This is a genomic window from Rothia terrae (assembly GCF_012396615.1).
In the GTDB taxonomy this organism is placed as follows: domain Bacteria; phylum Actinomycetota; class Actinomycetes; order Actinomycetales; family Micrococcaceae; genus Rothia; species Rothia terrae.
The window spans coordinates 39,252-53,439 of record NZ_JAAXPV010000007.1 but is presented as its reverse complement, the minus strand read 5'-3'; the positions used below and the strand labels follow the sequence as shown (position 1 = coordinate 53,439).

Sequence of the window (14,188 nt, the reverse complement as noted above, 5' to 3'; positions counted from 1 at the left end):
AGAAATAGGCTTCGGCGGTTGCGTCTTCATCTTTTATATTGATAAAAGATAAGTACGGCAACCGTCGGAGTCATTTTTCAACCGTGTGAGGCGTTGCGTCAGCAGAAGGAGGCCGGCAACATCGTGAGTCCTGCAGAAAAGACTGAACTGCAGCAAAAAGCGTACCCTTCTGCTTTTGAGCAGAGTACGAGCGCTTCTACCTCTGCATTCGGTGCTTTTGGGTCTACCGATGTTTTGCCACGTCAGCTGGTAACTGAGCCCGCCCCAGCGGCTGTAGAGCCTTCGCCTGCTGTAACGAGCGAGGACGCGACTGATGCGTTTGCTCCTGCAGATAGCGATTCGGTCTCGGCGGCGGATGCGTTTGGGCAAGGACTGCCCGCGATCTCAATGTCGCAGGTCAAAGATCCTTCACTGCGAGAGTACCTGCTCACGCAAACGGAGACTGAAAAGCCTGCAGAAGACACCACGCAGGCTTTCGGTACGGCGCCTGAGCTACCTGTTAGTCCCACCGCACCAGCTGATCCTGTCTCCAGCCCCTTCGAACCCGCAGCGAGCCCGGTCAACGAAATAGCACCGCTGACATCCGCAATTCCGCTGGCAACCACTACGCTACCGGTTGCCTCATCGCAGGGCATCCAGCAAGCGTCCTACCCCTCTGTCGCTCCCGCGACCATCAGCATCCCCACGGTCACTCCCGCGCACAAGCCGGTGTCCCGTGTTAAATCTTCGCTGAAGTCCTTTGTTCAGGCAGATAAGTCGCTAACCCGCCCCATTCGTGGGTTGGAGCGTATTTCGCAGCGTCAATTTGCGCTGTCTTCGCGTCGTCACCGCGAACGCTATGTTCGTGAGAAAGAAGAAGCCCGCGAAGTACTGAACTTTACTCTGCGCCTGTCAGAGATCATGTTCCATTATGGCGCAGACGCCATGGACGTTGACTCCGCCATTGTTGCAGTTTGTGCCGCCTACGGTTTGGACGATGTCGAAGTGGATATCACTAACCAGTCAGTGATTATCAACTACGTCTCAGACATCGATGACGTCTTTAGCTCCGAGGGCGTCAACGCTCGATCCTCTGCGTCCATCGAACGCTTTAGCCACACCGTGGTGCGCGTGGTGCGTTCGTGGTCTGAGAACTACGCGGCGCTTGCCGATATTTACAAGCTTATTCATTCGATTACCGAAGAAGGTCTGACGCGTGAGCAGGCCGATAAACAGCTGCAAAAGATTAACAACGCGAAAAAGCTGTACCCGCCGCTGGTTGTTCTGTTAGGCAACGCGGTTGCCGCGGGTGCGTTGACCATCGGTATTGGTGGTAGCTGGCGAGCCGGTGTTGTGTCGCTGATTCTCTTCTTGTGCGTCTATTTTCTTGATCAGTTCTTGAGCAAGCTACAGATGCCGAGCTTCTTCCATATGGCCGCTAGCGCCGCCTTTATTACCTTTGCGGCTATATCTTTAGGTGATGAGAATTCGTTCTTGACGAGGGTTGGCCTGCCGGTTTCGGCGCCGCATATTGTGGCTGCCGGTTTGATTATGCTGGTGCCCACCTTCAAATTGGTGTCGTCGGTGCAGGACGCTATCAACGGGTTCCCGCTGACGGCTGCAGGTAGGTTGGTTTCTACCGGTATGTCCTTCTTAGGGCTTGTGGTTGGTCTAGCAACGGGCGTGACGGCGTTGGGGTTTGTGGGCGCACAGCCTCTGGATGTTTCGCAAAGTGCTTTTGAATTTCCTGCCCCGCTGATCAACATTACCTTCATGATGATTGGTACGTTGGCAATAGGTATTACCACGCAGGCACGTAAGAGTACTTTGATGTGGATTATGGCTGTTACATTGGCTGGCCTGCTAACGTACCACGGTTTCACCGCCGTCTTCGGTACGGGTAGCGGACGCGGTAATACTGCTGTTGCTGCCTTTGTGGTCGGTCTTTTGAGTATGTATCTCGCGCATCGCTTTCATGCCCCGCAGGCTATATTTTCAATTCCGTCACTGACCTTCCTGTTGCCCGGTCTTTCAATCTTCCGCGGTTTGTATTCGTTTACCGTGGAATCCAATTCGGCGCTGGGCGTTCCCGGAATTATCGCGGCAATGGCAATTATCCTGTCGATGGCATCGGGTGTTGTGCTGGGCGGCTACATCACCCAGTACCTCGTTCAAACCTTTAAACCTGCCCGAACCAACGAAGAAAACACCCAGGTTCTTGATCGATGAGCTCACACCCGTCGGCTCATCCCTTTGAGAACTCACCTCAGAACACCGGCCCCGTGTCTGCGTTCGGTCAAGAGGTTTCTCTGCCGCTGGCTCAGGGGATTTCCGCAACGGCTGATGAGGTAGCAGAAGCGGCCGCGGAATTTGAGACTCCGGTAGCTCTTCACGAGTTTTCAACACCGTCCGTCACCACTGAGGGCGAGTTGCCGCAGGCTTCCTACCCCTCGGCTGTGCCTGCGCCCGTCCCGGCCCGTAAACCTCGAACACAGTTTGCGCAGTGGATGAGGGGTGACCAAACACCGACAGCGCCGATTCGAGGGCTGGCGCGTGTTGCTCAAAAACAGTTTTCGGTGCGCGCGCAGATTCGTCGCGAAGGCTTTGTCCAAGAAAAAGAACAGGCTCGCGACGTTTTGAACTTTACGGTTCGCCTTGCCGAGACCATGTTTCATTACGGTGCCGATGCGATGGACGTTGACGCTGCCATCGTGGGTGTTTGCGCGGCCTACGGGCTCGAGAACGTCGAAGCAAACGTGACGAACCAGTCGATTATTCTCAACTATGTGTCTGACGTGGATCGCGGTAGCTACTCGCCGTTTACTCAGACCACCGATGATCTTAGGTTTAGCCACACTGCGGTGCGCGTGATGCGCTCGATGTCTGAAAACTACGCCGCGCTGTCTCAGGTCTACAAACTGATTCACAGCATCACCGAGCAGGGATTGCCGCGTGAGAAAGCGCAGAAGCGTTTACAAGAAATTAATGACACTCCCAAGTTGAACTCGCCGTTTAAGGTATTGCTGTTCAACCTGCTAATGGCTGCGAGTTTTACCTTTGGTGTGGGTGGTAGCTGGCGCGGTGCACTGGTTGCCGTGTTCGTATTTCTTGTTTTACATACGACGGGGCAGTGGGCCGCTAAATTCGGGTTGCCTGGATTTTTCCGTATGATTATCAACGCCGGTGTGATGACGGGTCTAGCACTGTATATCAGTGACTATTCATTGTTCTTTGGTGATGTAGGCTTTGTGGTTTCTGCCCCGCACGTCATCGGTGGTGGGCTGATGATGTTTATGCCGACCTTCTTTTTGGTGTCATCGGTTCAGGACGCGATTAACGGTTTTCCGCTGACCTCTGCCGGTAAAATGGTTTCAACCGCGATGACCTTTTTGGGACTGATTATCGGCATTGCCACTGCTACCGAGGTGATGGGGTATTTGGGTGCCACCGAGATTGACGTGCAGGCTGTAGTGTTTAATCCACCGCCTCTATGGATGAGTATTGCCGGCATGATTATTGGTAGCGTCATGTGTGCCTCTGTGGTGCATGGGACGCTTGCCAACATGGGCTGGGTCGTTGTGATTTCGGGCTTGGGGCAGGCTGTTTATTATGGTTACAGCACGTTTACAGGAGCTGAGATGAGCCGAGTCAATACGGTTCTTGCGGCGTTGACGGTGGGTGCTGTAAGTGCTTATCTTGCCAACAGGTTACATTCCCCGAGAGCTATATTTGCGGTTCCCGGCATTATGTTTCTGCTCCCCGGCCTGACCTTCTTCAAGGGCTTCTATGCCTTTAGCGTCTCATCTGATCCCACTGCCGGTGTTGCGGGAATTGTCTCTGCTTTATCGACGATTGTTGCTCTAGCCGGCGGTGTTGTGTTGGGCGGCTACCTGATGCAGTACCTCATTCAATGGCGAGCCGCTAGAGACAGTGCGCGCGCTGTGCGGCTGGCTACCTTCGACCGCTAACAATGCGGGGAGGCAAGAGGGCGGACGCTCGGTGGCAGCGTCCGCCCTCTTGTACGCCGTCTATGTGCTGCTCTCTAACTCAGCTGCCAGTTCACCGGCTGAGCGCCCTGTTGCACGAGTAGCTCGTTGGTGCGTGAGAACGGCTTTGAGCCGAAGAATCCGCGGGATGCGCTGAGCGGCGAAGGATGCGCCGACTCAACCACCGGATAGTTGCTGATGAGCTGGCGGCAGTTGCGGGCGTCGCGTCCCCACAAAATACCGACGAGGGGAGTGCCGCGTTCAGCGAGGGCTGAGATCGCGCAGGTGGTGATGGTTTCCCAGCCTTTATTGCGGTGCGAGCCGGCGTTGCCTGCTTCGACGGAGAGCACCCTGTTGAGCAGCATGATGCCCTGGTCGCTCCACGCGCTGAGGTCGCCATGCTCAGCAACATCGATGCCCAGGTCAGACTGAAGTTCTTTGTAAATGTTCTGCAGTGAACGCGGTACGGGACGAACATGACGTTCGACCGAGAACGACAGCCCAACAGCGTGACCCGGGGTGGGGTAGGGGTCCTGTCCGATGATGAGGACTTTAACGTCTTTCATGGGGCGCTCAAAGGCTCTGAAAATGTTGGACGCTGGTGGGAGCGTTTGGCGTCCGGCGGCATGTTCTGCGCGGAGAAAGTTGCCCATTGCCCGAATGTTCTCTTCGACGGGGGCGAGTGCCTGCGCCCAGTCTTCTGCCATGATGTCGTTAAGCGGTTGTGCTGGCATGGAAAAAACTTTTACCCTTCGTACTACAGTAAGTATGCACACGATCATACCTAGATGAGGTTGCCATGAGCGAAGACGCTACCCCTAACGAGCCGAAAAATCCGCTCGCCGAACAAGAGCAGAAGATTATTTCTATTGAGAAACGACGCTGGAAGTATCAGGGCGCTAAGGAGCAGGCTGTCCGTAGCGAACTGGGCATGAGCGCAGTTGCGTACTACCAGCAGCTTAACCGGCTAATTGATAATCCGCGCGTTATCGAACAAGAACCCGCCCTTACGCGCCGATTGCGCGAGCACCGCGACTCCGAGGTATAGCAACGGGGCGAAGGCGCAAGACACTCTCTGCGCGCTATGAGAATGTGGATTTAAACCCGAGGTCAACCGTGTAGCCTAGAAACATCCATTAGTCGATTTGAGGAGAAAACGCGTGAATAAGTACCCGCACGATGAGTTTGACGATGTCGATGAAGACTCAAAACGACGCGGCGTTTATCGCGCAATAAACCCAAACGCTGCTCGGGACAAGCGCTCAATTTTAGCGCTGATTGGCGCGGGTTTGGCCGCGCTGATTCTGGGCGGCTTCATGTACGTATTCTCACCGCAAAACGCCTCACCCGAGGCAGCTACCCAAGCAACCGCGTCCTCAACTCCCAGCGTCTCTGAAACTGCATCTGCCGAACCTATAGGCGAACCCTATGTTGTAGAGATTTACAACTCCGGTGGCGTGACCGGGGCGGCGTCGGACGCCATGAACCTGCTGATGAACTCGGAGCAGAATGTTGAGATTACCCAGGTAGGTAACTGGCACGGTGTGCCCGTCAACGTTTCCACCATCTACTACACTGCTGGCAACGAGCAGAAAGCTACGGCCGTCGCTGAAATTCTCGGGGTGGACTATACCGAAGAATCCACAGAGCAAGATAGCCCCGTTGTCGCCGTGCTCGGCCCTGAATACGTGCTTTCATCACTGCGTACCGACGAGGCAACAGACCCCTCAGCAACCGCATCTGCAACAGATTATCAGTAGTACGCTCTCTTCTGTATTCAGCGCTACTTTTCGCCGTAATAACCTGCAAACACGCATCCGTACTGAGCTGCGCGCACCTCTAAATGCGCTGTAGGCGATTAACCGGTACCAAAAACCGTAAGACGTTTGCGCTCGCTGTGCCATAGTGCCAAGATTGTAATTAGCACTTGATGCCGCCAACTGCTAAACATAGTGCTAGTTTTGTGGTTCTGGTGGCTCACTCAAGTAAAACTTTTCGTTTATCGGTGAGGTGCACGCATCCGGCTAAAAGAGACGCCGGACGCTCGATGCACCGTCCGTCGCGGGCACCGGTAATACGAACACCGACAATACGTCCAGGAGGGCGAAACACCAATGGCAAAGTTGATTGCTTTTGATGAAGAAGCACGCCGCGGTCTTGAAAAGGGTCTGAACACCCTTGCAGACGCAGTCAAGGTAACCCTTGGCCCGCGCGGTCGTAACGTTGTATTGGAAAAGGCTTGGGGCGCACCCACCATCACCAACGACGGCGTTTCAATCGCTAAGGAAATCGAGCTCGAGGATCCTTACGAAAAGATCGGCGCAGAGCTGGTTAAGGAAGTCGCTAAGAAGACTGACGACATCGCAGGTGACGGTACCACCACTGCAACCGTTCTGGCACAGGCACTCGTACGCGAAGGCCTGCGCAACGTTGCAGCAGGTGCTGATCCGCTGAGCCTCAAGCGCGGTATCGAAAAGGCTGTTGAAGCTGTTACCGCTGAGCTTCTCAACTCCGCTAAGGAAGTTGAAACCGAAGAAGAAATCGCTGCTACCGCATCAATCTCAGCAGGCGATAAGGAAATCGGTAAGCTCATTGCTCAGGCAATGGAGAAGGTCGGCAAAGAAGGCGTTATCACCGTTGAGGAATCAAACACCTTCGGTCTTGACCTTGAACTAACCGAGGGTATGCGCTTTGATAAGGGCTTCCTCTCAGGTTACTTCGTGACCGACCCCGATCGTCAGGAAGCTGTTCTTGAAGATCCCTACATCCTGATCGTTAACTCAAAGATCTCAAACGTGAAGGATCTTGTACCCGTCCTCGAGAAGGTCATGCAGTCAGGTAAGCCCCTGCTGATCGTTGCTGAGGACGTTGAGGGCGAAGCTCTTGCACTGCTGGTTCTGAACAAGATGCGCGGTTCCATCAAGTCTGTAGCTGTGAAGGCTCCCGGCTTCGGCGACCGTCGTAAGGCTCAGATGGCTGATATCGCTATTCTGACCGGCGGCCAGGTTATTACCGAAGAAGTTGGCCTTTCACTGGATCAGGCAACCATCGACCTGCTGGGTTCAGCACGCAAGGTTGTTGTAACCAAGGATGAGACCACCATTATCGAGGGTGCAGGCGATGCAGCATCCATCGAGGGTCGCGTAGCTCAGATCCGTGGCGAAATCGCTAACTCAGATTCAGACTACGACCGCGAAAAGCTGCAGGAGCGTCTGGCTAAGCTGGCTGGCGGCGTTGCAGTTCTTAAGGCTGGCGCAGCTACCGAGGTTGAGCTCAAGGAACGTATGCACCGCATTGAGGACGCTGTCCGCAACGCGAAGGCTGCTGTTGAAGAGGGTATCGTCCCCGGCGGTGGTGTTGCTTTGATTCAGGCTGGCGTAACCGCATTTGAGAAGCTTCAGCTTGAAGGCGACGAGGCTACCGGCGCGAACATCGTCAAGGTTGCTATCGACGCACCCCTCAAGCAGATCGCTACCAACGCAGGTCTCGAGCCCGGCGTTGTTGTTGATAAGGTACGTGGCCTGCCCGTTGGTACCGGTCTCAACGCAGCAACCGGCGAATACGAAGATCTCATGGCAGCTGGCATTAACGACCCCGTGAAGGTAACCCGTTCAGCTTTGCAGAACGCGGCATCCATCGCTGGTCTATTCTTGACCACCGAAGCTGTTGTTGCCGATAAGCCCGAGCCCGCAGGTGCAGCACCTGCAATGGATCCCGGCATGGGCGGCATGATGTAATCACGTGAAATAGCGGTGAGAGGCTAAAACTTTTCACCTCATTCACGCGATATGCGAAGGACGCGGCGTCCCTCTTGGTGAGGGGCGCCGCGTCCTTTTTTGTACCGGTTACGCAGAATAAAAGAATTCGTATGATGTAAACCATAAACTAAAAGAAAGTCGGCAGGCTTTTGACCTTATTTAAGCCTACAAACAGTCTTATGCTCTGTAAATATAAAAATAAACTCGCTAGGTTTATAACTCAATATTTATTCGGCTCTTCGATGAGGAGCCAATCTATTTTCGCGATTTAGGGGAAGACGTGAAAAAGACTATCGCTCTATCTATGGGCACTCTCGCTTTGCTGGCATCTGGGTTTGTACCTGCTCACGCTGCAGAAGCAGATACACCGGCACCTGCCGCTCAGGTTGCTGTTGCTGAGGACACCGCAACTAAGATGGATGCTGAAGCAGCTCGCCATTGGTTGGGCAAGCGTGTGGGAAGCGCCATTGAGCTTGATTCTAAGGCAAGAGCGCAGAAGTACGAACGCGGTTACGTGGTGAACTATACCGATGGCAATACTTCGTACCAGAGCGCCATGAGCCCGCAAGTTTATGATTTCTGGACGGGTGCTAACAGCCCCGCTATCTCTTTTGAGGCTCAGGTTGCGCGCTACGGTTATCCCACCGGAACCGAGACTGCTAACCATTACTGGCGTCATATGAGCCAGGGGCCTCTCACTCGTTTTTACCGCGAGTCGGGCGATGACATGTACGGTTCGACTCTCGCCTACACTCCTTCTGCAGGTAAGGTCATGGACCGCTCATGGTGGCAGTACGCAGATGACGCTATCGACTGGGATGAGTCTGTTGTGCTGGGTGATTCCGCTGTTATTCCTAGCTGGAACACCGGTTATGTTGCGCAGGGTCTGCAGGCTGCCGGTTACTCTGCCAACGAATACACTGCAGCTGGTGCGGGTATCTCAGCTACCGGTGCAGATGGTTTGTCCATCAAGAACATGGTGGTTGATAACGCAGTGGCTCTGGGTATCGGTACTCCTTGGATCGTGGATATTCAGGCGTCGGCGGCTGATGCTGATGTTGACCCTGCAACGCTGGAATCCGATTTGCGTGAGACCATTGCGACCTTGCAGAAGGTTTACCCGAATGCGCGCATCGTGGTCAGCGATGTTCCTTCCACTAGCGACGACGCGAAGCTCAACGAATTGAGCCAGCGACTTGAGGCTGTCGCGGGTAACTCCGGTGCTCGTTTTGTGTCTACTCGGGGCTGGGTGAGCACGTACGGTCTTCAGGCTCAGGTAAACCCCGATGGCACCTTGTCAGCCTCGGCGCAGGATCAGCTTGTTACTCCGCTCAAGTGGGCGCTACGCAACGCTGTTAAGTAAATAGATCTCAAAAATCCCCTCACTTCGGTGAGGGGATTTTTGTTTCCCTAGAAATAAAAAGTGCGGGGGAAATTTCTATTTATTTTCGTGGGTACATCGAATGTTTAGAAAGTATTTTCACTTCTTTATCGCCAAATTTTGGAACAAAATCCAGAAGCAGGAAAATGAACCGTTTGGTATAAATTCGGGTTTAAGCTGGCAGTAAGAACAGTTGTTCTCACACACCATTCACATTCATAGGGAGTGCTATCGTGCTTCAATTCTTTGAAGTTAACAAGGTTCCCAATAAGGGAATCCCTCTTTCTGTACAGCGTAAGCAGTGGCTCGGTCAGTTTCTTAAAGCCTTTTTCGTTGTGTTCTTCGTGTACATGTCCATGTACCTTATCCGTAACAATTTCAAGGCCGCTCAGCCTCTGCTCAAAGAAGAGTATGGTCTTAGCACCCTAGAGCTGGGTTATATCGGTCTTGCTTTTTCTATTACCTATGGTCTGGGCAAGACTCTGGTCGGATACTTCGTCGACGGTAAGAATTCCAAAAAGCTGGTCTCAGCACTGCTGATTCTCGCCTCGCTCATGGTTCTTACCATGGGGCTTTTGCTCAGCGCGTTCGGCTCAGCTATCGGTATTTTTATCGTGCTGTGGGGATTGAACGGCCTGTTCCAGGCTGCGGGTGGTCCGGCGTCCTACTCGACTATTTCTCGGTGGGCGCCGCGTACTAAGCGCGGACGCTTCTTAGGCTTCTGGAATGCCTCGCACAACGTGGGTGGCGCAATCGCCGGTGGTCTTGCACTGTGGGGCGCTAACATCTTCTTCAACGGTCACGTTGTTGGTATGTTCATTTTCCCCGCGCTGATTGGTTTGGCTATCGGTATTGCAGGTCTATTCATCGGCAAGGACGACCCCGAGGAGCTGGGCTGGAACCGCAGCGAAGAAATCTGGGGTGAGGCTATCGAGGCCGAGAATACCGAAGCTGAGTCGCTGACTAAGTGGCAGATTTTCACCACCTACGTTCTCAAAAACCCGTGGATCTGGTTGCTGTGTGTCTCAAATATCTTTGTGTACATTGTGCGCATCGGCATTGATAACTGGGCTCCGCTCTATGTCACTGAGGCACTGCACTTTGATAAGGGCGATGCCGTTAACACGATTTTCTACTTTGAAATCGGTGCGCTGGTTGCCAGCTTGCTGTGGGGTTACGTCTCTGACCTTCTCAAGGGACGACGCGCGGTGGTTGCGGTCGGCTGTATGCTGCTTATTTTCTTCGCGGTGGGTATGTACAAGAACGCAACCAACGTGATGACCGTGAACATTGCGCTCTTCTGCCTGGGCGCACTGATCTTTGGCCCGCAGCTACTGATCGGTGTCTCGCTGGTTGGCTTTGTGCCCAAGCGTGCGGTGAGTGTTGCAAACGGTATGACCGGTACTTTCGGTTACCTTTTTGGTGACTCCATGGCGAAGGTTGGGCTGGCTGCAATTGCGGACCCCGAACGCGACGGTCTTACCGTTTTCGGTCACCTTTTGCACGGCTGGGGCGCAGTATTCACCGTTTTCTACGCAGCTTTGGTGCTGGGCATTATCTGCTTGCTCATTGTTGCTTACGGCGAAGAACGACGCATCCGCCGACTGCAGGCAGCAGAAGAACGTAACGAATTGATTGCTTAAGCCGCTGTCTGCTTACCGAGGGTAAAACCACCGGTGACTAGAAGAACCTTCTATAGGTTCTTGACCATCTAGTCGCCGGTGGTTTTCGTTACGGGGTATACCCTGGGTCATCGCGCACAGAAAAATTTAGCCTGCCTAGGAGCCGCTGTGAATTACTCATCCGCCGCATCAGCATCCAGGCCTCAAGCATGGCTGTGGACTCTCGTTGCTTTCTCGCTGACCTCGCAAACCGCCTTGAATATGGCACGTCCGCAGATGAGCTATAAGCTCATTGAGCTGGGTGCTAGCGAGGCCTTGATCGGTGCATTGACGGCTCTATACGCGCTGGTTCCTGTCTTTCTGGCGATTTGGTTTGGACGCTACACCGAGCGGGTCAAAAATCTGCGGCATACCGTGATGGCGGGCGGTTTGCTCATCGGTATTGGTGCGGTGCTGATGGCGCTGGTGCCATCCGTTTTTGGTGTTGCGTGTGCGAGCGTCCTGCTGGGCTTTGGTCATCTTATCTTTGTGATTTCATAGCAGGCATCGGTAACCCGTTACTCTACGGATGCGACGCTTGATAAAGGTTTTGGCTGGCAGACAGCCGGCATTGCTGCCGGGCAGTTGCTGGGCCCCTTACTGGGTGGCTTATTGCTGGGTGACAGTACAGGTGGTGATCGTATGCACCTGATTAATCTTGCTTTGTGGCTGGGTGCTGTGTTCGCGATAGTGTCGGTGCCGCTCATGCTCTGGCCTGTGCGTTTGAAAGAAATGCCAGCACTGACCTCGGAAATTCCGATAACGGCGCAGGTCGAAGAGGTACCGCAGGAGTCCACAGCGGAGGTTCTGGGCGAAAAGCCTCTTGCCGGTGCCTCGGATAGCAATCCTGGCAAGGCGACCACTCTCAAAATTATGCGTCGGCACGGCGTTGTCTCAAATATGTTTGCCTCGTTGGGCATGCTGTCGGTAACCGATATCTTGATCTCCTTCATGCCGCTGGTGGGTGAGGCGGCCGGAGTTTCGCCCGCGTGGATCGGCCTCCTGCTAGCTATTCGTTCTGCTGCCACAATCGTTTCTCGTTTTTCACTGTCGTCCTTGAGCCGTCGATGGAATCGAAGTCAGCTAGTGATTACCTCTTTGCTCGTGAGCGCCGTGCTCATCGCGCTGATTCCACCCACCATCAACAATGTGACTATTTCGGTGATTGTGATGCTCATCGGTGGTTTCTTTGTAGGAATTGCCCAACCGCTGACGATGACCATGATTGTCAAAGAGGTTCCTGTTTCTTGGCGCTCGCCGGCCCTTGCCGTGCGTCTGCTGGGTAACCGTCTTGGGCAGGTCACTATCCCGCTGATTGCCGGTGCCGTGGCATCGCCATTGGGGCCAGCTGGCGCTATCTGGTTTACCTGCGTGCTCATCGGTGTCTCGGGCATAGAAAAGACCATCAACTATGCGCGTACGGGACCGACTGCGATGGACCGGTAGAATGGTGCCCTATGCAGTGTGACTATTTTGATGCCGGTGTGTGCCGCTCGTGCACCCAAATTCGTGTGCCCTACGCTACGCAACTTGAGTCTAAGGATGCGGATGCGAAAGCACTGCTTCACAAGCACGCTCAGTTGCGCTGGCTCTCGCCGGTAGCCAGTAAAGAATCAGCTTTCCGTAACAAGGCAAAAATTGTTGTTTCTGGCACGCATCAGAACCCTGTCTTGGGCATTCTTAATCGGGAGGGCAACGGTGTTGATCTGAGCGAATGTCCGCTGTATACCTTCGATATTCTGGCGCTGATGCCGGTTCTTCGCGAGCTGATTCAGCGGGCATCCTTAACGCCCTATAGCGTGCCCGCACGAAAAGGCGAGCTGAAAAATATTCTGGTAACAGCCAGCCCCAGCGGTGAGCTGATGCTCCGTTTTGTGTTGCGCTCTAAAAAACTTCTGGTGCCTATTCGTCGCGAAATCTCGTGGTTGCAACAACGGAATCCGGCAATTAGCGTAGTTTCTATCAACCTTTTGCGCGAGCATAAAGCGGTGGTTGAGGGTGGGGAAGAAATTATTCTGACCGAGCAGCAAACCCTGCCGATGCAGGTTAACGGCATGGATTTGCACCTGCGCCCGCAAAGCTTCTTTCAGACAAATACCGCTATTGCCGAGGCGCTTTATGCTCAAGGTGCGCAGTGGGTAGCGGATGCCGCACCGCACACGCTGTGGGATCTCTATTGCGGGGTTGGCGGTTTTGCCCTGCATAGCGCGCAGGCTTTACCTGACGCGTCCATTACCGGTATTGAAATTAGTGAAGAAGCCATTGCTTCTGCGCAACGCACTGTGGATGAAAAAGGGCTTGATAACCTGACTTTCATTGCGCAGGACGCCACGACTTTTGCCGTTGATGCTCAAGAGTTACCCGAGTGCGTTGTTGTCAATCCGCCGCGACGCGGTATTGGTGAGCAGTTAGCGCAGTGGCTGGAGCACTCGGGAATTCAAACGGTTGTTTACTCCAGCTGTAATGCGCGCTCGCTGGTGAAAGATCTTGAGAAGATGCCCTCGCTGAAGCCTGTGGAGGGGCGTGTTTTTGATATGTTCCCGCATACGAATCACTATGAAGTGGCGGTATTGTTGCAACGCGCGTAAATTGGTAAGTGTAATTACTAATTGTTGCAAGGAGAAAAATGAAACCGGTTCTCGCGGTGGTTACCAACACCGAAAAATACGAAAAGTTTGATACTCCCACCGGCCTGTGGTTTAGCGAACTGACGCATTTCTATGATGAAGTGAATGCTGAAATTCCCGTAGTGATCGCCAGCCCGCAGGGTGGAAACACTCCTTTCGACCCGGTGAGCCTGGGCAAAATGTTTGTGGACGGAAAAACCGAAAAACACTTCAAAGATCCTGCCTTCCGCAAGGCGTTGCGCGAAACAGCTAAGCTCTCAGACCTCAACCCCGATGACTTCAGCGCTATTTACTTCACCGGTGGTCACGGCACCATGTTTGATTTTGTGGGCAATCCCGAGCTCGATGCTTTCACTGCGAAAATTTACAGTAACGGCGGACTCGTCTCGGCCGTGTGCCACGGTGTTGGTGCGTTGAGCACGGTCAGCATCAATGGCCGCGCTCTTATTGCAGGTAAGACCATCACAGGTTTCTCGAACACTGAAGAGAAGCTGGCTATGCGTACCAAGCATGTGCCGTTCCTGCTTGAAGATCGCCTCAAAGAAGTGGGTGCCAACTACACCAAGGCGGCGCTTCCTTACACCTCGTTCACTCAGGTTGACGGACGCGTCATCACCGGCCAAAACCCGCAGTCGGCACGCGCGGTGGGGCAGATTGTTCGCGAGGCACTGCTGAACAAACCCGCGTCCTAAAGGCGTAGCTCAAATAAAAAATGCCCCGCCCAATATTGCTACCGAGGATGCAAACCGCATGCGTAAGAGCAATATCGGGCGGGGCTATTCTGCGGGGAAGGTCT

General features: G+C 53.8%; 11 protein-coding genes and 1 pseudogene. 11 read left to right on the top strand and 1 reads right to left on the bottom strand.

Annotated elements, in window-relative coordinates; genetic code table 11:
- Positions 1-123: 123 nt before the first annotated feature.
- Together HF984_RS11480 and HF984_RS05215 are read left to right on the top strand one after the other, a co-directional pair.
- Entirely contained in the window at positions 124-2,208 is a 2,085-nt protein-coding gene (locus HF984_RS11480; RefSeq protein WP_168614629.1) for a threonine/serine exporter family protein, read from the top strand.
- A complete protein-coding gene (locus tag HF984_RS05215) occupies positions 2,205-3,947 on the top strand; it encodes a threonine/serine exporter family protein (RefSeq protein WP_168614628.1) in 1,743 nt (580 codons plus the stop codon). Before HF984_RS11480 ends, HF984_RS05215 begins: the two co-directional genes overlap by 4 nt.
- A gap of 74 nt (positions 3,948-4,021) precedes the next feature.
- Here the strand turns inward: HF984_RS05215 and HF984_RS05210 are convergent, their stop codons facing one another.
- Positions 4,022-4,699 (bottom strand): uracil-DNA glycosylase, encoded by a 678-nt coding sequence (locus tag HF984_RS05210; RefSeq protein ID WP_168614627.1) that lies wholly within the window; start codon positions 4,697-4,699, stop codon positions 4,022-4,024.
- Positions 4,700-4,764: 65 nt separating this feature from the next.
- Between HF984_RS05210 and HF984_RS05205 the strand changes: the two genes are divergently transcribed.
- The 9 genes and pseudogenes from HF984_RS05205 (at position 4,765) to HF984_RS05165 (ending at position 14,084) form a co-directional block, all read left to right on the top strand.
- Entirely contained in the window at positions 4,765-5,013 is a 249-nt protein-coding gene (locus HF984_RS05205) for a DUF3263 domain-containing protein (protein ID WP_168614626.1), read from the top strand.
- A 112-nt stretch (positions 5,014-5,125) separates the two neighbouring features.
- Entirely contained in the window at positions 5,126-5,725 is a 600-nt protein-coding gene (locus HF984_RS11705) for a LytR C-terminal domain-containing protein (RefSeq protein WP_168614625.1), read from the top strand.
- Between the two features lie 354 nt (positions 5,726-6,079).
- Entirely contained in the window at positions 6,080-7,702 is a 1,623-nt protein-coding gene (gene groL / locus HF984_RS05195; RefSeq protein ID WP_168614624.1) for a chaperonin GroEL, read from the top strand.
- Between the two features lie 301 nt (positions 7,703-8,003).
- The gene (locus HF984_RS05190) at positions 8,004-9,086 is read left to right on the top strand and encodes an SGNH/GDSL hydrolase family protein (RefSeq protein ID WP_168614623.1); all 1,083 of its coding nucleotides are present in this window, start codon (positions 8,004-8,006) and stop codon (positions 9,084-9,086) included.
- A gap of 251 nt (positions 9,087-9,337) precedes the next feature.
- Entirely contained in the window at positions 9,338-10,747 is a 1,410-nt protein-coding gene (gene uhpT, locus HF984_RS05185) for a hexose-6-phosphate:phosphate antiporter UhpT (RefSeq protein WP_168614622.1), read from the top strand.
- A gap of 147 nt (positions 10,748-10,894) precedes the next feature.
- Positions 10,895-11,266 (top strand): MFS transporter, encoded by a 372-nt coding sequence (locus tag HF984_RS05180; RefSeq protein ID WP_168614621.1) that lies wholly within the window; start codon positions 10,895-10,897, stop codon positions 11,264-11,266.
- A gap of 12 nt (positions 11,267-11,278) precedes the next feature.
- A pseudogene (locus HF984_RS11840) lies at positions 11,279-12,211 on the top strand (MFS transporter); the annotation flags it as partial.
- Between the two features lie 11 nt (positions 12,212-12,222).
- A complete protein-coding gene (rlmC, locus tag HF984_RS05170) occupies positions 12,223-13,353 on the top strand; it encodes a 23S rRNA (uracil(747)-C(5))-methyltransferase RlmC (protein ID WP_168614620.1) in 1,131 nt (376 codons plus the stop codon).
- Positions 13,354-13,391: 38 nt separating this feature from the next.
- Positions 13,392-14,084, top strand: coding sequence for a type 1 glutamine amidotransferase domain-containing protein (locus tag HF984_RS05165; RefSeq protein ID WP_168614619.1), 693 nt, complete (start codon positions 13,392-13,394; stop codon positions 14,082-14,084).
- Positions 14,085-14,188 lie beyond the last annotated feature (104 nt).